This is a genomic window from Exiguobacterium sp. s83 (assembly GCF_018617095.1).
GTDB classification, from domain to species: Bacteria; Bacillota; Bacilli; order Exiguobacteriales; family Exiguobacteriaceae; genus Exiguobacterium; species Exiguobacterium profundum.
Genome location: NZ_JACSJP010000001.1, coordinates 965,501 through 987,109 on the forward strand (window position 1 = coordinate 965,501; position 21,609 = coordinate 987,109).

A 21,609-nucleotide genomic window follows, 5' to 3' on the forward strand; every position below is an offset into this window, starting at 1 on the left:
TTACACCTCAAATTGTTTTAGCGTCGCATATAGACGCGTGTCTTCTCTCATATAACCTACTAATTCGACAGAACCGTCATCTAAAAAGCTCTCTTCAAGACGATACATCGCCTCTTTGGCCGGGTGGTAATGTTCAAACGCCGTCACCGGGAGGATGACATGGACTCTTGTCAAAATGTCCGCAATCTTATCCTCGAGTGCTCCTGTCAACGTCACGATATCTTCCGATGCGATTGCCGAGATCAACAGTGGTCCGCCGACGAAGTCTTTCGTGAGACGGTCTTTCTTATTATATACCTCGAGCTGAGGTACCTCACTCGCACCGAGTTCTTCCAATACCGCATTCGTCGTATCGATTTGATTCAGGTAGTGCGGGTTCGATGCATCGATGACGTGGAGGATCAAGTCGGCACCGACGACTTCTTCCAAAGTCGAACGAAACGCCGCAACGAGTTTCGTCGGCAAGTCACGGATAAATCCGACCGTATCGGTGATCAGCACCTTCCCGCCTCGCGGAAGTTCGAGCTCGCGCGTCAACGGGTCGAGCGTCGCGAACAGTTCATCCTGCTCGTACGTGTCGGCATCAGTCAATCGGTTAAAGATTGTCGACTTCCCAGCATTCGTATACCCGACGAGCGCGACTTGGAATACGCGATTTTCTTTCCGGCGTTCTCGGTAACGTCCACGGTGTGCGACTGTCCCCTCGAGCTGTTTCGTGATTTCATCGATGCGTCGCTTGATGTGACGACGGTCCGATTCAAGCTTCGTTTCACCAGGACCACGCGTCCCGATTCCACCACCGAGTCGCGAGAGCTGCGTCCCCTGACCGATGAGACGTGGTAGCAAATAGTTCATCTGTGCGAGTTCGACCTGCAATTTCCCTTCCCGCGATTGCGCACGGCTCGCAAAGATGTCCAAGATGAGCTGGGTGCGATCGATCAATTTCATTTCATCCGGGTCGTTCAAGGCGATGCGAATGTTCTTCGACTGTGCCGGTGTCAATTCGGCGTTGAAAATCAATAAGTCCGGCTCGAACTGTTCGACGAGCATCGCGAGTTCCTCGATTTTCCCTTTCCCGATAAAGGTACGACGGTCGATTTGTTGACGCTTTTGGTCGAGTCTGGCAACGACTTCGCCTTGCGCCGTGTCCACGAGTTCGACGAGCTCGCCCATCGACTGTTCATATGTCCAATCATCGATGTCAGGCAACTGACAACCGACGATGACAACTTTTTCACGTTCAATCATGTAATCCCTCATTCCATAAAGTCTCACCTTCCATCTTACCACGAATCAGCGTATAGAGAACGTCCGTTTGTGGTAGGATAAAGGAAGAAGGAGGCTCGACCATGACGAAACGAAGAAAAGACTACCCGCTCCCGGAATTTATTGAAACCTACCTCTATCATCTCGGCGCCAGCGGTCGTCAACCCTCGACGCTTAAGCGATATCGCTACGACTTGATTGACGTGCATAAATACTTTCACGACCACAATGTCGAACTGAACGAACCGACGGACTGGTTAGACGTTCCGCTCGAATCGTGGAAGACATTCGTGAATGACTTCTTAATCGAAGAGAAGCACTATCAACAGGCGACCGTCGCAAGAATCGTCACGGTCATCAATAGCCTGACCCAATTTTTAAATCCGCTTCGTAAAAAGATGCTTGCCTATTCCCAACCGGCACATACGTTGACAGTCGACCAAGTCGCACTCCAATCTGAATTCGACCGACTCGTTCAAACGATTCGTTCGACGAGAGGACTGAGTGAGAATCAGCTCCAAGCTCATCCTTATCTCGTCAATCGGAACGAACTGATTGTGACGCTTTTCTATAAATATGGATTGCGTGTCCATCACATTATTCGTTTGCGAATGAGCGACTTGCATCTGGTCGATCACACCTTCGACGTGTACGATCGTCTCGGAAACCGTTTCACGTTGAAGCTGTCACAGGAAGATCAATCGTTGCTCATGAATTACCTGGCTGATATCCCGACCCCGGTACGACCACGTTGGTATTCAGAAGACCCGGTCTTCGTCTCATTCGATTTTGCCCGGATGACGTTCCGCTGGGTGTATGCGAAGAATCAACCGAAGCAATTGACGATCGTCATGATCACAAAGATGATGCGGCAGTTGAACGAACGAAGTGGACTCGCGCGCTCCGTCACGCCATCGATGCTTCGAAACGCCCATGTGTTGAAGACATATGCGGTCGATCTGACACCATCCGAGCGGATGAATATCACCTGTATGCATAAGGAATCTTCCCTCCGCCGGTATGAACAGGCGTATGAAGAGTTCGGAACTGAGTTATTTGAGTCAGACGAAAGACCCGCCCTCTCGTGAAGGGCGGGTCTTGGTCTGTACGATTTCAGGTTATCCAATGGTACGAAGACAACTTGATCCTTACCATCTATAGTCAATCGATTTCTAACCTTGAGGTTTATATAACTTCTCGACACTCATTAATGTGTTGTTCTCAAAAGTCGCCTTATAGATATCCGGCATGTCGAGTTCTTTCCAAAATTCATATCCATACTGTTCATCAAAGTAATTCAACATGAGAACCATAATATTTCCATGTGTGCCGAGCACCACTTTTTTCCCTTCGTATGTACTGAGCAGTGATATGAGAGCCTCTACCCCTCTAGATTGAGCCTGATCGTTCGACTCTCCCCCTTCCCATGCGAACGCAGGATTTTCCCAAACGGTCTCCATCGCGCTTGTAAAGTCTTTAGCCGGTTCTGAAGTCAAGGTTCGCTCTCTCAAATCATCCGACACTACAACGTCCTGTCCAAGATAATCCGCGATGCCTTTTACGGTTTGAACGGCTCGTTTATATGGACTCGAAGTCACGATATCGATCCCCTCATCGATTAGAAGGTTTGTAATTTCAGCAACATCATGCATTCCTTTCTCAGATAACGGTCTGGCGAATTCGTCTGGTGTATAGGTAGAATGTGCATGTCTGACAAAATATATGGTTGTCATTCAGTAGTCCCCTTTTAAAATGTCTCGTCGTTGTTTACATACGATGTCCAGCCTCATCAAAAGCTTTAGAATGATGGTTTAGCTGCAAAAATTCATGTTTCAACAACCCGTAGACGACATGATCGACGTAACGGTCATACAGCCACTCCGCATCTCGAATGACCCCTTCTTTCTTAAAGCCGAATCGTTCCGGAAGTGCCCGACTCTTCACATTCTCTGTCGCGACTCGGATCTCAATTTTATTTAGTTTCAAATCTTGAAACCCATACTCGATGATGGTCTCGAGCGCTTGACTCATGATGCCTTCCCCTTGAAACTCTTGTCCGAGCCAGTATCCGATTGTGCCACATTGGATACCACGAGCGATTTCGTTAAATCCAATTGTTCCGGCCAGTGCTCCTTTATACATCAAAGCGAACGATTTTGGGTGCCCGCCCGTTTCAATCAACCCTTTAATTCGTCCCTCTATGTTCTGCTTCGAGTCTTCCACCGTCTCAATATAGTCGAGCCAACCAAGCCACTCTCGCAAATAAGGCTTCGATGCAATCGTGAGCTTAAATAACTCGTCCGCATCGTCTGTGTTGAACATTCTCAGTGTGACATCATCATTTAGTTTATATTCAAGCATATAGTCCCATCCTTATCATTCATTATTTTTTCAATTCACTTTCGTAAAGTAACCCACGTAATTGCTTTTTACCCACTACCATCAAAGCTTGTTGAACATTCCACTCTTCTATTATGACAATTTCACCCATATGATAAGTTTACAGAATTAATCAAATTTTGTATAATTATTTTAATATCATTTTATGAAGAGGTGAAAATGTGTAAAAACGATTCGTCTAACCTACCAAATTAAATAGATTCGGAGGAGATTTGTGATGAAATCGTTTTACACACTGCTCGTTAGCCAATGGCTCGCAAACATTGGCGATGTCCTATACATCGTCGCGCTCATTGCCTTGCTGTATCAACAAACTGGGTCCGCTCTCATGGCGGCCAGTTTCCCGATTGCCGTGACTGCCGGTATGACGCTCAGCGGACTCTTTTTCGCCCGCATCCTCAACCACTACTCGCTCGGGAAAACGCTCGTCCTGTCACAACTGATGAAGACGATCACCCTTGTTCTCGTTCTCTTCACGGATTCGATTCTTGTTCTCGGCCTCGTCATGTGGATTGCATTTCTCGATGGATTCGCACGTCCGATTCAAGCCTCATTCATCCCAAGTTTGGCGACGAATCGTCAACAAGCGAACAGCCTAGTTCAAGGTTCCAACCAGTTCATCCAACTCGCGATGTGGCCGCTCGGGACGATGCTCGTCTCTCTCTCGTCTAGCGCCTTTGCATTAATCGTTTCACTCGTTCTCTTCAGCCTTTCAACGGTTGTGACGATTTACTTCTATCAATCGCTTACGGAAGACATCGTCGATGATGGAACGGAGGAATCGATTACCTTACGCGATAGTCTTACTTATGTAAGAACGTCACCATTCGCTCGTCGTGTGACTTGGTTTGTGACGTATGAATCATTTGTCAGCACGCTTTGGATTTCAGCGTTGCTTCTCGTCTATCTCGAGCGACATCTGCAAGTCGATACAGGCTGGTGGGGAACGCTTAACGCATCATTTTTGATTAGTATGATCGCGGCGAGTGCTTATCTTTATCGGTCTCGTCGAGCACCCTCGCTACCGTCGACTGCCGTCTTATCCATTGTTGCCGCTCTGTTGTTCGGCGTGACCGAGCATCTCGCGTTTGCGATTTTGGCGTTAGTGATTCAAGGCGCAGCCACACAAATCCGCATCATTCAGACGAACACCGTCATTCAAGAACAGATCTCGACTACACAACTTCCTTATGTGTACAGTGTGCAACAAACGGGATATGCCCTCGCATTCAGTATGGGAAGCTTATTGTTCGGTCTTCTTGCGGATGGGCTCCCGATTGATTCGGTATACCTTCTCGGTGCATTCTTGACCCTTCCGTTAATCTGGATTGGACGATTGACCGAACAGTCCATTTTGACCGCATCATCTGTATAAACAAGAGGCGCCTTCTCTAAGAGAGGGCGCCTTTATGTATAGAACTTTCCACCGAAATATATGGTTGGACTTCCTTTTCGATTACAATCGAGTGAAATCACAGATGCAACGGTCGGTTCCGAAAGAGTGATGATTTCTAAAACTGAGTTCAGGCCGCAAATACGATAGTGCGTGAACGGTGTTGAATCGTCATGTATCAACTCCCAAAACGAGAAACGCGTTCGTGTCAAGAAATCCAAATACCCGGATTGCTCGAATCGTTTGATTTGCGAACCTTCGAACTCATCTGACGGTTCATCGATGATTCCATCCGCAAATGACTCTTGAATGACCTCCATATAGACGACATCTTCAAAGCGTAGTTTTACATTGATCACTTCTCGCCGGGAATGAACCCCGCCCACTTCGACTCGTTCACGGAATGTCGTGTTTCGCTTTCTCTGGTGATCGAGTAATTTCACTTGAAAGGTGAGGCGACTCGATTCTAAATCATGCTGAAAATCAAACACATGTATCATCCCATGATAGAAGAATAGATCCTCAAACTCCATTGTCACTCCTCCTTTTCGTCACTTTCGTATTGAAATACTCCGACGCCATAGCCTCGCCTAACATCTCCTAAAATGAAAAGTGAAAGTATACACGCTTCAGTCTCAATCAAAAATCGAAATTCTTCTAATTCTTCTCTTGTCTCAATCATTGTAACCAATTGCAGGAAATCACTTTCAGATACATTTGAAAGATTGCATGTCACTATATAGTCATTCGACCATATCCTTCTCCCATGATGTTCGATACTGTACTCACACTTTGTCTGATCTGCCCATTCCTTGAAATCAGATAGAAATCGATTGTTCCTCAAAATTGTCTGAAACGAAGTGACATCTGATATACATAATAGTTGAGATAAGAACGCCGCTGCCGACTTCACTTTTGGTAACCCAAATTCCCTCCAGTTGCTATCCGACGGTAGGTTAAATAGATTTTCTTTCTTTAGAGAAAACGAATCAGGGTCATGAAACTCGCGACTGTAAGCACTTAGAAAATCAACTGTCGAAATGCGTCGTTTATCGAGATTGATCCGTGTCTGTGTTGAATAGATCTCACGACTATACGGATCATACAATAAGAAAAGTTTTTCCCCTATGTAAACGCCTAACGGCAAGGTCAAATCAATGTACCGAAGTCGTCCTAATTGTGAACTCGTGACCATCACGTCAAGTTCACAATAATCTGTGACTCGATATGAACCGGCTGGCAATCGACTTAAATAGCCATGTTTCAATGTGAACAAATCCATCGTCTGAAATGACTGAACATGTAAATGTTCGACGTTTGTTTCATCAAAGTTCAAACCAGATTCTCCTTTCTTGTAACGAATGAAGTAAATTGAACTAAATAATGTCGTATACTGAAAGAAATACATGATTGGAGTGATTCTCATGTCGAAGCTTTCACACGAAGAAACCCTCGAATTACTTCATACCCTCGAGTCTCGTTTCACTGAAAACGTTGAACGTCATTCTGACGTCGTCTGGTCAGACATATTGGAGCGTATTCAAATTGATCAGGATAAGTTGACCTCACTCGCCTTGATGGAAGAGACCGGCGGAGAACCGGACGTGATTCGACTCCCTAACGGAGACCTCGCTTTTTGCGACTGTTCAGCCGAGAGTCCGAGCGGTCGACGAAGTCTCTGCTATGACGAACCAGCTCTTGAGGCACGTAAGAAGAACAAACCCGCCGGAAGCGCGGTCGCCCTATCTGAACAGATGGGCATAACCCTTCTCGATGAAGAAACATACCGACACTTACAAACGCTCGGTGCATTCGATTTGAAGACGTCAAGTTGGATTCAGACACCGGACACCATTCGTCAAAAAGGTGGCGCCCTGTTCTGCGACCGTCGCTATGATCACATCTTCGTCTACCACAATGGTGCAGATTCCTATTATGCCGCTCGAGGTTTTAGAGGAATGATCACGATTTAAGCAAGGCATTGCGCCTTGCTTTTTTTTTATTGCAATAACCAACTAAAGACTTTCGGAATATATATGATGAAAAATAAGCTGACAGGAATCACTGCGAAAAGCCTTAATATCCACGTATATTTACCCTTGAACTTCCTGAAGTAGAACAACAACGCATCAAACGCAATCGCATTTACTGTCAAATTCGGTTCTTCTATACCGTTCTCAATCCATTGTATGAAAAAATCTTCCATCCAGGAAAGGGTTCGAGAGCGAACGACTCGTTGAAACTCGGTGTAAGGTTGTATTTCAGCCTCACAAACCAGGCTCCTATATAGACAAAGATGAATAAGAACGCGTAACAAATCAGTACAACGTTCCACAATTTCCCTTTCCATCTCTCACTCCGAAAGTACAAGACGCCAATCAAAATCAGGACACTAAATATCACATTTATTATGAATGGTGGTGAAATCGTCAGAATCGAAAACGTCTCTCGATCTAATACCATTCCCACTTGAAAGATCCCTTGCTGAAACATAGCCTTTCCTCTTTTCTAATATGTACTGATTCAATCAAAATACGGTAATTGAAATATTAAGAAATACGCTATATTTCAATTTACTTCATTTGTGCTCTATTTGAATATACTCGATTTCATAGACCAATCCACTAAAAAACTGCAGACAGATTGTCTGCAGTCCTCGTTTATGCATGTAATGTCACATTTAACTCTTCCGCGACCGTCTTGAACGCTTCGAGTGCCCGTTCGAGGTCGTCTCGTGTATGCTCCGCTGTGACGATGGTCCGGATGCGTGCTTTCCCACGCTCGACCGTCGGGAAGGCGATACTCTGTGCGAATACGCCATGTTCCTTCAACTTGTCTGAGAATGAATGCGCAAGCGTCTCTTCGCCGAGCATGACCGGTGTGATCGGTGTCGTCGCATGTCCGATATCGAAACCGAGGTCACGTAGACCGTTCTTGAAGAACTCCGTGTTCGCCCATAGCTTGTCGAACAGCTCTTCTTCCTCTTTCATCACACGGATCGCTTCACGGTTCGCCGCCACGACTGCCGGTGGATGTGATGTCGAGAAGAGGAACGGGCGACCTTTGTGGATCAAGTAATCCCGAATATCTTGTGAACAGGCGACATAGCCACCTAAGACACCGATTGCTTTTGAGAGCGTCCCGACCTGTAGCGCGACGCGACCGTCCAATCCGAAGTGGTTGACCGTTCCACGTCCGTTCTTCCCGAGGACGCCGGATGCATGCGCATCATCGACCATGACCGCAGCGTCATACTTCTCTGCGAGTTCGACGATGGCCGGAAGCGGTGCGATGTTCCCGTCCATCGAGAAGACGCCGTCCGTCACGACGAGACGTGTGCGATAGTCCTGCGTCTCTTTCAACGCCTTCTCCAAGTCTTCGAGGTCGACGTGTTTATAGATACGTCGAGCCGCTTTCGTGAGGCGAATCCCATCGATGATTGACGCATGGTTGAGGGCGTCACTGATGACGACATCCTCCGGTCCAAGAAGTGCAGACAATACTCCGAGGTTCGTCGCGAATCCTGATTGGAAGACGAGTGAGGCCTCCGTATGTTTGAACTCCGCGAGTTCACGCTCGAACGCTTCGTGCATCTCGAACGTCCCGGCAATCGTACGGACTGATCCCGTTCCTGCACCGTAATGTTCGACCGCTTCAATCGCCGCCTGCTTCAGACGCGGGTGATTCGCGAGTCCGAGATAGTTGTTTGATGACAGCTGAACGAGTGACTTCCCATCGATTGTCACTTCATTCCCTTGTGCCGATTCGAGCGGGACGAGCTTACGGAACGTCCCTTGTTCTTTCATCTCATTGATTGCTTCTGTAATATGTTCAAATGCCATGTTGTTTCCCCCTTTAAGGTATTAAGACGACCTTTCCACATTTCCCTGCCCGCATGAGTTCGAACCCTTTTTCGAACTCTTCGAGCTTGAAGACGTGTGTGATGATCGGTTCGACGTCCAACTGACCCGTCGCAAGCATCGTCGAGACTTGACTCCACGTTTCATACATCTTGCGGCCCGTGATTCCTTGGACGCGGACCCCTTTAAAGACGACGTCCCGTGTGAGGTCGATGGCGACCGGACGAGCCGGAAGTGACAAGACGTTGACGTCCCCACCTGCCGTGACCATCTTAAACGCTTGATCGATGGCAATCGGGTGTCCGCTCATCTCACAGACGACATCGATTCCGTCTCCGTCGGTCTCACGCTCAATCAACTCGAGCGGATTCTCTTCTAAACTGTTGATGACGACATCTGCCCCCATCGCTTCGGCGAGTTTTAAACGATATGGATTGACGTCAATCGCATAGACACGACTCGCCCCTGCTGCTTTGGCGACACCGACCGCCATGAGTCCGATTGGGCCACAACCGACGATGGCGACCGATTTGGCTGACACGTCACTCGCCAACACCGTATGGACCGCATTCCCGAGTGGTTCTTGAATCGAAGCGAGTTTCGCTGGCATCGACTCCGGGTTCACCCATAGATTCTCTTCAGGCATGACGACATATTCTGCGAAACATCCTTGCGTGTCCACCCCGATGATTTTTGTGTTTTTACAGATGTGGTACTGACCGCGCAAACATTGCTTACATTGATGACAGACGATATGTGTTTCAGCAGACACCGCCTGTCCGACTTTGATCCGTTTCGTCCCTTCGCCGAGCGCAACGACCTCCCCCGAAAACTCATGACCGAATACGTACGGTGGTTTGACGCGACTTTGTGACCATTCATCCCATTCATAGATATGGACATCGGTCCCGCAAATCGATGTCGCTTTAACTTGAATGAGTACTTCTCCAGGTCCTGGTGTCGGAACTGGTACGTCGACCAGTTTTGCCCCAAACCCGGCCGTGTGTTTTTGAATCGCTTTCATTACTGGTGTCGTTGATTCCGTCTCTTTGGTTGACACAAGTTGTTCCATTGAAAACGTCCCCCTCTTGTTTCTCATGATCGAACGATACGTTCTTTATCATCTTGTCATAAAATGACGAAACTGAGAAGATAGAACGTCCGATTAACACAAAAAAAGAGGAGCCATCCGCGCCGATGGCTCCTCTTCACAAGAATAGGACCTATGTCCCGACCGCTCATCGTGGCTCAATGATGAGCTTGATGGCAGTACGTTCCTCTCCGTCAATCATAATATCGGTAAAGGCCGGAATGCAAATCAAATCGAGACCGCTAGGCGCGACGAAGCCTCGGGCAATCGCGACGGCTTTGATGGACTGATTCAGTGCACCTGCCCCGATCGCCTGTATCTCACACGTTCCTTTTTCACGTAGCACACCCGCTAAAGCACCCGCAACGGAGTTAGGGTTCGATTTTGCCGAAACTTTGAGTACGTCCATTCTTGTTTCCCCCTCGGGTAGGTTGTTCAATCAAACCAGACGGTCTGATCATCTAGGTGTATTCGTTCGATTTTTGTCGCTCGTTTCGTCTGATCATCGATTGTAATGAAAACTCCATTAAGTTGTTCCCGTCCCTCGGCAACTTCAAACCGAACTGGGAGTTGTGTCATAAATTTTTTTAAAACAACGGATGCATCCATGCCGATTACCCCGTCAAGTGGACCGGTCATCCCGACGTCGGTGATGTACGCTGTTCCGTTCGGCAAGACACGTTCATCTGCCGTCTGTACGTGCGTATGCGTCCCGACTACGGCTTGAGCGCGACCGTCGAGATGATAGCCCATGGCGATCTTCTCGCTTGTCGCCTCAGCATGGACATCCACAAAGATCGCATCGACCTCATCCCGTACTTCCTCGACAAGACGGTCGACGGTACGGAACGGACAGTCAAGAGACGGCAAGAAGACATTTCCCATGACGTTAATCACGGCCAGTTTCTTCCCGTTTTGTTTCAATTTCATCATGCCGACACCAGGTGTCCCGTCCGGATAGTTGGCCGGACGGACGATGCGGTCGGCGTCGTCGATCCACTCAAAGATATCACGATTGTCCCACGTGTGGTTTCCCATCGTCACCCCATGAAAGCCGAGCTCTAAAAATTGTTGGTAAATCTTTTTCGTGAGACCACGACCGTTTGCCGCGTTCTCACCGTTGACGAGCATGAACGTCGGGTTATATTTGTCTTTCAAGCGTCCGATTTGTTTAGTCAATATATCACGACCGGGTTTCCCGACCACATCACCGATAAATAAAATTTTCATATAAAGTCCTCCCTCAAACAGAAAAAGCGGAGAAATTCTCCGCTTCGTTTACTTCGCATAATCGACGGAACGTGTTTCACGAATGACCGTCACTTTGATTTGTCCAGGATAATCGAGTTCATCCTCGATTCGCTTACAAATATCGCGTGCCATCTTACCGGCGACGACATCGTCAACGACATCAGGGCGAACGATAATTCGAACTTCACGTCCTGCTTGAATCGCATACGATTTCTCGACACCTTCGAACGACTCACAGATTGATTCGAGTCGCTCAAGACGACGGATGTAGCTTTCAAGCGTCTCTTGACGAGCTCCAGGACGCGCTGCTGACAAGGCATCAGCCGCTGCCACAAGTACAGCAATCGTCGATGTCGCCTCGACGTCCCCGTGGTGGGAAGCGATCGAATTGATGACGACCGGATGTTCTTTGTATTTCGTCGCAAGTTCTACACCGATTTCAACGTGACTACCTTCGACTTCATGGTCGATCGCTTTCCCGATATCGTGTAAGAGTCCTGCCCGTTTGGCGAGCGTGACGTCTTCACCAAGTTCAGCTGCCATCATCCCGGCAAGGTGTGCCACCTCAACCGAGTGAGACAAGACGTTCTGACCATAACTCGTACGATAACGCATGCGACCGAGCGTCTTGACAAGGTCTGGATGGAGTCCGTGAATGCCGGCTTCAAACGTAGCTTCCTCGCCGTATTCACGAATGCGTTCATCCACTTCACGGCGAGACTTCTCTACCATTTCTTCAATTCGAGCCGGATGAATCCGACCGTCTTGAACGAGTTTTTCAAGCGTCATCTTCGCGATTTCACGACGAACCGGGTCGAACCCTGACAAGATGACGGCTTCTGGTGTGTCATCGATGATGAGGTCAATCCCAGTCAACGTTTCGAGCGTCCGGATGTTACGTCCTTCGCGCCCGATGATACGACCCTTCATCTCATCACTAGGTAAGTTGACAACGGATACCGTCGTCTCGGCGACATGTTCAGCTGCATATCGTTGCATCGTGAGAGATAAGAGGTGTTTCGCTTTTTTATCCGCTTCTTGTTTTGCTTTTTGCTCGATTTCTTTTTGAAGGAGAGCAGCATCGTGAAGCGCTTCCTGCTTCGCTTCGTCCATGATGATGGTACGTGCTTCATCTTTCGAGAGGGATGCCACGCGTACAAGTTCTCGGCGTGCCTCTTCGTATAACTCCTCCACTTTGCTTTCGAGCATTTCTGCTTCACGCTTGCGTTTTTCGAGTCCTCGTTCCTGTTCATCTAGCGAGTCCTCTTTCCGCTCGAGCATGTCTGCTTTGCGGTCAAGAAGCTCTTCTTTTTGAACGAGGCGATTCTCTTTCACTTTCTGTTCTTCGCGACGTTCACGCAATTCTTGTTCCGTCTCATTACGAAGTTGAATCATCTCTTCTTTTACTTCAAGCCGTGCTTCTTTTTGCATCGCTTCCGATTGTTGTTTTGCTTGCTCTACAATCTTAGTCGCTTCCGTCTCGGCACCTTGAATCTTCGCTTCGGCGATCGATTTACGCACAAAAAAACCTGCAACAAAAGCTATCGGCAAAAGGAGGATCAGAATAAGCCAGTATAGCCATTCCATCATGTTCACCTCCCTTTCGCAAGGTTATTTTATTTTTTTAATAAGTGAGATACACGGGCAAGCCCGCGCATAACTTTATTGTACTTATTTAATAGGGAGAATGCAATGCACGGACAGGATAGAACTACCAATTGCCTAAAAAATTATACTAAAAAAATCTCACTCGAAAGAATTCGAGTGAGACGATGTGCTTATTCGTCATCGAGAAGTGAGAGGACTTCGTCGTCTTCGCCTTCGACCGTGACCGTTTTTTCTCCATTCAATCCGTAGTGATCTCGAATCTGTTGTTCGACCTCAGCTGCGATTGCTGGATTTTCTTTCATGTATTGCTTGGCGTTTTCACGGCCTTGACCAAGACGTTCTTCATTGAACGAGTACCAAGCTCCGCTCTTTTGAACGATGTCGAGGTCTGCACCGATATCGATGAGTTCCCCTTCACGCGAGATCCCCTCACCATACATAATATCAACTTCCGCTGTTTTGAACGGAGGTGCAATCTTGTTTTTTACAATCTTGATCTTCGTACGGTTCCCGACCATATCTTGACCTTGTTTGAGCGTCTCCGCACGACGAACTTCAAGACGTACAGAAGAGTAGAATTTCAAGGCACGGCCCCCTGGAGTCGTTTCCGGGTTACCGAACATGATCCCAATCTTCTCACGGATTTGGTTGATGAAGATGACAATCGTTTTCGACTTGTTCGTCGCACCAGACAACTTACGAAGTGCTTGAGACATCAAACGAGCTTGAAGACCGACGTGCGAGTCTCCCATTTCCCCTTCGATTTCGGCTTTCGGTACGAGTGCCGCAACCGAGTCGACGACGAGGATATCAACTGCTCCCGAGCGAACGAGCGCTTCAGCGATTTCGAGCGCTTGCTCCCCAGTATCCGGCTGTGAAAGGAGCAACTCATCGATGTTGACCCCAAGATTTTTAGCATACTTCGGATCGAGTGCGTGCTCGGCATCAACGAATGCTGCTTGACCGCCACGCTTTTGGACTTCTGCAATCGCATGAAGGGCAACCGTCGTCTTACCTGAAGATTCTGGTCCGTATACTTCGATGACACGACCGCGTGGATATCCACCCGCACCGAGCGCGACGTCGAGGGCGATTGACCCTGAAGGGATGACCGATACTTGTTGGTCTGTATTTTCACCAAGGCGCATGATTGAGCCTTTACCGAATTGTTTTTCAATCTGGCGCAATGCCATTTCTAACGCTTGTTTACGATCACTCATAGATAAATGAGCCTCCTTTAATTGATACTCTTATTATACGTGAACACTGTACGATACACAAGTTTTTTACGAACATTTATTCGCCTTTTTTGATTCGTTGAATGAGGGCCCATAATCCGTCCTTCGCGGCTCGCATGCGGATGATATTCCGTTCTTGATGGGGATACGTCCGCTCGATGACTTCTATTCCGTTTGGTGTCTTCACTCCGATATAGACCGTACCGATCGGACGACCCGAATTCGATGTCGGTCCTGCCTCTCCCGTGAAAGAGAGGGCGTAGTCGGCATGGGTGGTCTTTGACAATCCGTCCACCATCTCATAGGCAACTTCTTTTGAGACGACTGAGTGCTGTTCAATTGTATCAAGCGAGACCCCTAAATACCTATTTTTTAGCTCATCCGAATAGGTCACGACTCCACCTAGAAAGACGACTGAAGCGCCAGGTGTTGATGTAACCATCGATTGTACCTCACCGCCGGTCAACGACTCAGCAACAGCGAATGTTCGATTCAATCTAGACAATGTTTGGACAAGGTGTGATGCAATCGTCTCATCGTCAGAGCCAAAGTAGTACGAACCGACCCGTTTCAGGATTTCAGTCTTCACTTTTTCAATCATCTGACGCGCGGTCACCTCGTCCGTCGCACGGGCACTGATCCGAAGTCTTGCCTCTCCCGTCTCGGCGTAGGGGGCAACGGTCGGATTCGAACCATCCAATAAGTCCTTCACGGCATCATCGAGAGCGGATTCTCCAATCTCATAAAACCGTAATGATTCTGAGACGAGCGTCGCTCCTGATAGTTTCTTAGGAAACGTCGCCTCGACCAATGCTTTCATCTCACGTGGCACACCCGGTAAAAGCAACCACGTCGTATCTCCGGCAATCCACATGCCCGGGGCAAGCCCGACCGGATTTGGTAATACGTCTGCTCCGCTGAGCACGTCGGCTTGGCGAGCGTCCCCATCGTTCATCAATCGATTTCGTGACACGAGGAAACGTTGAATCGTCTCATACGCTTCCTCATCTCGCACAATCGGACGTTCGAGTAAGTCGGAAAGGACCGCCTTTGTGACATCATCCGCCGTCGGACCGAGTCCACCCGTGACGATGACAAAGTCGGAACGACGACGGGCGATTTCAAACGTCTCTCGCATTCGTACCGCGTTATCCCCGACAACTTGATGATACAAGACCGGCACACCGTACTTCGACAGTTGTTCTGATATGTAACTCGCATTCGTATTAACGATTTCCCCTAAGAGCAACTCGCTTCCTACCGCAATGATTTCGGCTCGTTTCATCTCATTTCCTCCTCAACTTCAAAAAAAAGACGAGCTAGATCAACCAACTCGTCTCTGTCGACTTACATCGACTTCACAATAATCTTATAGTTTTGTGCGAAATATTCGGCACCTGAGTAAATTGTAAGTACGAGCGCCAACCACATCGCCCATTCGCCAAACGGGATCCCGACATAGCTAAAGATCGGGTTACCGAACAGTAAGAAGATGATGGCAAAGAGCTGCACCCACGTCTTCGCTTTTCCAGATTTCCCGGCCGCGACGACAATCCCTTCATCGGCAGCGACGAGACGTAAGCCTGTAACCGCAAATTCACGTGATAGAATCACGACGACGACCCACGCCGCGACGAGATCCATCTCAACGAGCAACACAAGGGCCGCCGTGACGAGCAGTTTATCTGCGAGCGGGTCCATAAATTTACCAAAGTTCGTGACTAAGTTATGCTTACGAGCCAAATGTCCGTCTAACCAGTCTGTAATGGCCGCAATCGTAAAAATCACACCAGCGATAAATTGGTGCATCGGGATATCAGCGCCTAAAAAAGTGATGTTTCCCCAATCAAAATCAACAGCGAGTAAGACGACGAATACGGGAATCAAGACCACGCGTAGCATCGTCAATCGGTTAGGTAGGTTCATATAGAACGCCTCCTCTTAGAAGGAGAGTCGACTTATTCGGCGTCGACTCTCTTTACAAAAATATTTTGTGTGACCGGAGACTCTTGAAGCTCGAGCTCACGACCGTTGACGACGATTTTCTCAACGCCTGCGATGAGTCCGATTCGAATACGCAATGTGTCCGTCTCGGCATCTTCAATGACAATCGGATTCTGTTTCGACTGGTTCGGATACTCCGGTGCGAGAAAGGCTCCTTCTAACGACGTATCACGAACACCCACGTAAGAGGCAGGTGACTCCTTCACATAAATCTCGGTCGACAGTTTCTCGTTCGTCGCGAGTTCATAAGTGATATCTGCCCCATTCGACTCCTTCACCGCAATCGGACCAGATTCCGCTGGCGGTTCTTCTTCGGTCGGCTCCTCTTCAGTCGGTTCCTCCTCGACCGGTTCATCAGCCGGGACATCCTCATTCTGGTCGACTGTGACACCAGAACTTGGCGGTTCGGCAGGACTTGCATCCTGACCACCGAAGTCGATGCTTCTCACTGCGAAATAAATCGCGGTGATGAGCAAGAAGACCGTGAGAACGAGGAGAACTTTCGGAACCCATCTCGAGACCCGACTTGTCGACTCGGAAGCCTTCGAATACGTTTTCTTCCGAGAGAGTTGAACAGACGGCTGTGCCTCGATGACCGGTAAATCTTTTGCATATGTCTCGTATAATTCATCCACATCAAGGCCGAGCGACTCCGCATACGTCTTAATGAACGCCCGTGCATAAAAAGAGCCAGGGAGATTTTTGTAATCACCTTCCTCGATTGCGATGATATAGCGCTTTTGAATCTTCGTCGTCTGCTGGATTTGGTCGAGCGTCAATCCGCTCTCCTCACGCTTTTGTTTCAAAAAAGTCCCTAGTTCTGTCACAGGGGTCCACACCTTCCATTCACATAATTATTCAAACCATTCTGACTCACGATGCGTTTCTTGTGGGATGATGATCGTCTCATCCGGATTGTTTCTCAATTCAATAATATAATCAAAGTCTTCATACACGCAATCGGTGTTTCGGACGTACAGGTCAGGGTGTTCGATGACTTTCACGGCCGGCAACCGCATGACTTCACGAATGAGCTGGCGATGTCGTTCATCCATCGTTCGGGTAGAGACGGCACCATCAATTATGTATACGTGATCGCCTTCCCGTTCCTCTTCAAATAATGAGGTCCGAACGGTCTGTTTCATCAGTGTCGAGGAAAGAAACAACCATCGTTTGTTCGCACACACACTAGCTGCTACGATGGACTCCGTCTTTCCGACGCGTGGATTTCCACGAACACCGATTAACAAATGGCGTTCTTCCTTCATCAGTTCCGCAACGAAATCGACGAGAATGCCCAAATCTTCACGGACGAAGCGAAACGTTTTTTTGTCATCACTATCATGGTCGATATAACGACCGTGACGGATTGCAATCCGGTCTCGTAACTTCGGACGACGCAACTTGATGACGGCAATGGCTTCCATCCGCTTTAAAATATGCTCGAGTCGATGCACATGATCGGCGGCTGGTGCTTTGAGCAACATCCCCCGTCGCTGCAAATCGACCCCATTGATGGTGACGATGGAGATTTGAAGCATCCCCATGAGAGACGCGATGTCTCCCAGGATACCCGGTCGATTCTGACACAATTCATATTCGAGATACCACTCTTCGAATTTATGTTCCATCCCCAACCATCCTTTCGAGCGAGTTCGCTACCTTGCCTATTTTAAATTATTTTAGAAGAATTGAAAAGAACAGGTTTATTTACATGGATTGGATCATTGCCAACCGCCGTCGATGCGTAACACCGTGCCCGTTATATACGAGGCGTCCGGTGAACACAAGAAACGGATCGTGTTGGCCACGTCCTTTGCCGCACCGAGACGTCCTAGTGGAATGTCATCGAGCACGGATTGTTTCGACTCTTCTACCGTATCATTCATTGGCGTATCAATCCACCCCGGTGTCACCGCATTGATTCGAACATTGAACGGGCCGGCTTCTCGAGCGAACGCTTTGACGAAGCCGAGCTGTGCCGCTTTGACGGTTGAATAAAACACCTCAGCCGCCGCACCGACCTCTCCCCATACACTCGAGACGATCACGATATCCAGATGATGATTGTAAGGCTTCCTTGCTACGACGGACTGGATGAGTCGGATCATCGCTCGAACATGTACATCATATAGCCGGTCGAGCTCGTCCATTGACTGGTCGACGACGAGACCATGGAGCGCATGTCCGGCCACGTATACCATTCGATCGACATCCGGCATATCCTGTACCCATGACTCAACAGCTTCACGGTCCGTTAGGTCACAAGGGCGCAGTGTTGCCGATAGATTTTCATCATCAATCAAATGACGAAGTCTTTCACGACCATCGTTCGCATGCAAAATTAGTTCATCTTCACGAAAAGCGAGCGAGACGGCACGTCCGATGGCACCGCTCGCTCCAACAATCAATGTCTTCATGGTTTTTTGACGACGCACACCGTTCGTTGTTCACGGCGGAACAAGCGCTCGTATGCTTCGTATAGTTCATCGAGCGTGATGGCATCAATCAAAGTCGGGATTTCAAACAAGTTCCCATCATTGAGCGCATAACGGGAGAACTGATTGGCGATGAACTCAGGTGAGTTCAATGCTTTCAAGAACTGTCCTTGCATCATGCGTTTCTTCCGGTCGAGCGTCTCTTGACTCAACTGAAGTGGACGTTCTAACGCCTCCGTCACACGGCTGACAAACGCGTCCACTTCCGACGTCTCCATCGACAAGGCGGCAAAAGCGAACGTCTCCTCTGACGTATAGTCAAACGAGAAGGCATCGTCAATCAATCCTTCAGCATAAAGTTCTGTATAAAGAGGTGCTGTCGTGTCGAAGAGCGCATGCATGAGTAGTTCTACTGTCAATTCTTGCTTCAGACCCGCTTCCCCAGCTTGCGGTATGTCCTTATACCCAATCATGACTTTCGGTACAGAGACGTCCATCTCGATGACCCGTTCTGACAGACGAACCGTGGTCGGCTCATCTACTGTCTCGCGAGCACTCAATCGTGGCGTTTCAAAAGATTTAGCTGCTTGATTATCTCGAATCAAGGCAAGCATCTCATCCGGTTCGATATTCCCGACGACGAACAATGCCATGTTGCTCGGATGATAGAACGCTTGATGACAGGTGTACAAGTCTTCCGCCGTGATCTTTGAAATCGATTCGATCGTACCTGCGATATCAATCTTGACGGGATGTGTCTCGTACATCGCCTCAATTAAACCAAAATACAAACGCCACCCCGGATTGTCTTGGTACATTTGAATTTCTTGACCAATGATTCCTTTCTCTTTCTCGACCGACTCTTTCGTGAAATAAGGGGTCTGGACGAAATCGAGCAGCGTCTGTACGTTTTCCGAGATCTTGGACGTGGCACCGAACAAATAAGCCGTCCGTGTGAAGGAAGTGAAAGCGTTCGCTGACGCTCCTTGACGACCGAATTGTTGGAAGACGTCACCATCTTCTTTCTCGAACATCTTATGTTCTAAGAAATGTGCGATACCATCGGGAACCTCGATCCAGTCTTCTAGTTTGAAGCGTCGATCAATCGATCCATATTTAGTCGTGAACGTCGCGAATGTTTTTTCATATCCAGTCTTTTTCAACAAGTAAACGGAGAGGCCATTGTCGAGAACGTGATGATGTAACGTCTCTCCGACGTTAGGAAAGTCTAATTTCATGCTTCTCCTCCTTTCAAGCAATAAACCGCTTCGAGTTCCATTTCTTTCGCAAGCGCGACGACATGATCTCGTGTCGTGTTTTCAATGATTGCCATCTCTTCTTCTAACGAGAACGGACGAACGTCTGCTCCACTCATCCAAGCAATCAATTGACGTGGACTGTCTCCAAGTTGTCGACGTTGATGGAACAACAACTCTTTCGTCTGTTGCAACGTCTCATCCTCAAACTCGCCCGCTTGTAAAGCGTTCAATTGCTCTTCGATGATCTGTTCGGTTTTTTGCTGGTTCGACGCATCGATGCCGGCATAGACGAACAACTTCCGACTGAGGGAACTATATTGTGAGGCGGCATAGTACGCCAGGCTCTCTTTTTCACGCACGTTCATGAACAGTTTCGAGTGAGGGAATCCACCGAACAGTCCATTCACGACTTGCATACGAATCGCCGCCTCCGTTCTTGGGTCGACATTGAGTGAATAAGCGAGATGGAGCTTGCTTTGTTTAATGTATTGGTGTTCTTCCAAACGCTTGAACTCTCCTCGACTCGCTTCTGGTAACAGGCGTGGTCGACGTGTCCCAAGGGATTCCAATGGATTGAAAGCCTGTTCGACTTGCTCACGATTGACATCCCCGACAACATAGATGTCCACACGGTCATGTTGAATCATCGATTGATATGCCGCATACAATGATTTTGGTGTGACATGGTCGAGTTGCTCAAGCGTACCGAGTGACGGAATCGCAAGTTCTCCTCCGAGCATTTCTTGTAGACGCTGTTGGGCGAAACGCATTTTGTCATCATAGACCGATTCGATACGCTGACGTTGCAATCGACGTTCCTGCTCGACGATGAGTGGCTGAAACGCCCCATCGTATGCGTTCGGACGGAGGAGAACGTCTTCGAGTAACTCGATTGCCTGACTCAATACGTCTTCTCCGACAAGATGATCGTTGACGACTTCGAGTTGGAATTGGATGACGTGCTCCTTTCCGATCTTAGATGCACCAGCATATAAGTTTGTGTCATACAACTCCTCTAGCGGTGTGTGAAATAACTCAATGGACGGATACGTCGCCGTCGATTTCTCCATGATGAACGGGAGCAATGCCCGATCTGCGACCGTCTCCGCCGATAATGGAGCGGCGAATGACACGAGACAAGTCGTCGTTTTAAATTTCTTGGTCGGATAGACCGAGTAGTGCAATTGATGTTGGAACTGAACGATACCTTTCATCTGCCGATCACTCCTTTTTTCGTTTTGGTTGAAACACGGCAGCGCCGCGCGCATATTCTTGATCCGGCACCCCTGCCACGACGTTCGCGTAACGGGCAACCGTAAATAAATAATCACTCAAGCGGTTAAAGTAAGGCAATTGCCGGTCGGCGACTCCGAGAGCCGCTAAGTCACGCTCGACCCGTCGACAAACGGTACGAGCCACATGTAAGCTAGCTGCGGCAACGCTGCCGCCAGGAAGGATGAAGCGCACAAGTTCCGGACAGGACTCCTCCCACTCATCCATCCATCGTTCTAGTTCCGTCACGATCGACAAATCGACCATTTTTGGCGGTGCCTCAGCATACATCAGCTCCGATCCGAGGTCGAACAAGTCGTGCTGAATCTTCGTCAGCTGTATTCGGAGCGTCTCATCCTCTTGATGCGCGATGGCGAGTCCAATCTGACTATTCAACTCATCGAGATGACCCATCGCTTCAATCTGAGGATGGGATTTCTCGACACGACTACCGATTAATGATGTTTCACCCTTGTCGCCCGTTCGTGTATAACGTTTCATTCGACTCCCCCCTTAAAATGCCACAAATG

Annotated in this window: 22 protein-coding genes; 3 read left to right on the top strand and 19 right to left on the bottom strand. The window is 48.4% G+C overall.

The features are described 5' to 3' along the window. The gene (gene hflX / locus KNO73_RS04985) at positions 1-1,248 is read right to left on the bottom strand and encodes a GTPase HflX (protein ID WP_215112161.1); all 1,248 of its coding nucleotides are present in this window, start codon (positions 1,246-1,248) and stop codon (positions 1-3) included. 101 nt (positions 1,249-1,349) lie between these two features. Between hflX and KNO73_RS04990 the strand changes: the two genes are divergently transcribed. Then, positions 1,350-2,354: a tyrosine-type recombinase/integrase gene (locus tag KNO73_RS04990; protein WP_078147035.1), complete on the top strand. Its 1,005-nt coding sequence runs from the start codon at positions 1,350-1,352 to the stop codon at positions 2,352-2,354. A gap of 84 nt (positions 2,355-2,438) precedes the next feature. Here the strand turns inward: KNO73_RS04990 and KNO73_RS04995 are convergent, their stop codons facing one another. Continuing rightward, on the bottom strand, positions 2,439-2,999 hold the full coding sequence (locus tag KNO73_RS04995) for a histidine phosphatase family protein (protein WP_078147036.1): 561 nt from the start codon (positions 2,997-2,999) through the stop codon (positions 2,439-2,441). 34 nt (positions 3,000-3,033) lie between these two features. Then, positions 3,034-3,627: a GNAT family N-acetyltransferase gene (locus tag KNO73_RS05000; protein ID WP_215112162.1), complete on the bottom strand. Its 594-nt coding sequence runs from the start codon at positions 3,625-3,627 to the stop codon at positions 3,034-3,036. Positions 3,628-3,883: 256 nt separating this feature from the next. Between KNO73_RS05000 and KNO73_RS05005 the strand changes: the two genes are divergently transcribed. Then, entirely contained in the window at positions 3,884-5,041 is a 1,158-nt protein-coding gene (locus KNO73_RS05005) for an MFS transporter (protein WP_215112163.1), read from the top strand. 32 nt (positions 5,042-5,073) lie between these two features. Here KNO73_RS05005 and KNO73_RS05010 read toward each other — a convergent pair whose 3' ends face one another. Together KNO73_RS05010 and KNO73_RS05015 are read right to left on the bottom strand one after the other, a co-directional pair. Further along, positions 5,074-5,592 (bottom strand): hypothetical protein, encoded by a 519-nt coding sequence (locus tag KNO73_RS05010; RefSeq protein ID WP_215112164.1) that lies wholly within the window; start codon positions 5,590-5,592, stop codon positions 5,074-5,076. 2 nt (positions 5,593-5,594) lie between these two features. Beyond that, a complete protein-coding gene (locus tag KNO73_RS05015) occupies positions 5,595-6,395 on the bottom strand; it encodes a hypothetical protein (RefSeq protein WP_215112165.1) in 801 nt (266 codons plus the stop codon). Positions 6,396-6,465: 70 nt separating this feature from the next. Here KNO73_RS05015 and KNO73_RS05020 point away from each other — a divergent pair, with 70 nt between their 5' ends. Continuing rightward, on the top strand, positions 6,466-7,032 hold the full coding sequence (locus KNO73_RS05020) for a DUF4256 domain-containing protein (protein WP_483299279.1): 567 nt from the start codon (positions 6,466-6,468) through the stop codon (positions 7,030-7,032). 687 nt (positions 7,033-7,719) lie between these two features. Here the strand turns inward: KNO73_RS05020 and KNO73_RS05025 are convergent. From KNO73_RS05025 to KNO73_RS05090, 14 genes are all read right to left on the bottom strand, one after another. Next, on the bottom strand, positions 7,720-8,901 hold the full coding sequence (locus KNO73_RS05025; protein ID WP_078147042.1) for a glycine C-acetyltransferase: 1,182 nt from the start codon (positions 8,899-8,901) through the stop codon (positions 7,720-7,722). Positions 8,902-8,914: 13 nt separating this feature from the next. Beyond that, positions 8,915-9,991 (bottom strand): L-threonine 3-dehydrogenase, encoded by a 1,077-nt coding sequence (gene tdh, locus KNO73_RS05030; RefSeq protein WP_214684101.1) that lies wholly within the window; start codon positions 9,989-9,991, stop codon positions 8,915-8,917. Between the two features lie 166 nt (positions 9,992-10,157). Next, positions 10,158-10,418, bottom strand: coding sequence for a stage V sporulation protein S (locus KNO73_RS05035; protein WP_012726477.1), 261 nt, complete (start codon positions 10,416-10,418; stop codon positions 10,158-10,160). A gap of 26 nt (positions 10,419-10,444) precedes the next feature. After that, positions 10,445-11,239: a TIGR00282 family metallophosphoesterase gene (locus KNO73_RS05040; protein ID WP_215112166.1), complete on the bottom strand. Its 795-nt coding sequence runs from the start codon at positions 11,237-11,239 to the stop codon at positions 10,445-10,447. 48 nt (positions 11,240-11,287) lie between these two features. Then, a complete protein-coding gene (rny, locus tag KNO73_RS05045; protein WP_035387855.1) occupies positions 11,288-12,850 on the bottom strand; it encodes a ribonuclease Y in 1,563 nt (520 codons plus the stop codon). Between the two features lie 188 nt (positions 12,851-13,038). Further along, on the bottom strand, positions 13,039-14,088 hold the full coding sequence (gene recA, locus KNO73_RS05050) for a recombinase RecA (RefSeq protein ID WP_012726480.1): 1,050 nt from the start codon (positions 14,086-14,088) through the stop codon (positions 13,039-13,041). A gap of 76 nt (positions 14,089-14,164) precedes the next feature. Further along, the gene (locus tag KNO73_RS05055) at positions 14,165-15,391 is read right to left on the bottom strand and encodes a competence/damage-inducible protein A (protein WP_215112167.1); all 1,227 of its coding nucleotides are present in this window, start codon (positions 15,389-15,391) and stop codon (positions 14,165-14,167) included. 62 nt (positions 15,392-15,453) lie between these two features. Beyond that, entirely contained in the window at positions 15,454-16,032 is a 579-nt protein-coding gene (gene pgsA / locus KNO73_RS05060; RefSeq protein ID WP_215112168.1) for a CDP-diacylglycerol--glycerol-3-phosphate 3-phosphatidyltransferase, read from the bottom strand. Positions 16,033-16,064: 32 nt separating this feature from the next. Continuing rightward, positions 16,065-16,937: a helix-turn-helix domain-containing protein gene (locus KNO73_RS05065; RefSeq protein WP_078147046.1), complete on the bottom strand. Its 873-nt coding sequence runs from the start codon at positions 16,935-16,937 to the stop codon at positions 16,065-16,067. A gap of 27 nt (positions 16,938-16,964) precedes the next feature. After that, positions 16,965-17,741 carry a YmfK family protein gene (locus tag KNO73_RS05070; RefSeq protein WP_012726484.1) on the bottom strand — a complete coding sequence of 259 codons (777 nt, stop codon included), beginning with the start codon at positions 17,739-17,741 and terminating at the stop codon, positions 16,965-16,967. A gap of 93 nt (positions 17,742-17,834) precedes the next feature. Next, entirely contained in the window at positions 17,835-18,530 is a 696-nt protein-coding gene (gene ymfI, locus KNO73_RS05075) for an elongation factor P 5-aminopentanone reductase (protein WP_078147047.1), read from the bottom strand. Continuing rightward, positions 18,527-19,786 carry an EF-P 5-aminopentanol modification-associated protein YfmH gene (gene yfmH / locus KNO73_RS05080; RefSeq protein ID WP_078147048.1) on the bottom strand — a complete coding sequence of 420 codons (1,260 nt, stop codon included), beginning with the start codon at positions 19,784-19,786 and terminating at the stop codon, positions 18,527-18,529. The genes ymfI and yfmH overlap by 4 nt, the downstream gene beginning before the upstream one ends. After that, on the bottom strand, positions 19,783-21,021 hold the full coding sequence (gene yfmF, locus KNO73_RS05085) for an EF-P 5-aminopentanol modification-associated protein YfmF (protein WP_215112169.1): 1,239 nt from the start codon (positions 21,019-21,021) through the stop codon (positions 19,783-19,785). Before yfmF ends, yfmH begins: the two co-directional genes overlap by 4 nt. 7 nt (positions 21,022-21,028) lie before the next feature. Beyond that, positions 21,029-21,580, bottom strand: a complete 552-nt coding sequence (locus tag KNO73_RS05090) for a cob(I)yrinic acid a,c-diamide adenosyltransferase (protein WP_214684091.1) — start codon at positions 21,578-21,580, stop codon at positions 21,029-21,031. Between the last annotated feature and the right edge of the window lie 29 nt (positions 21,581-21,609).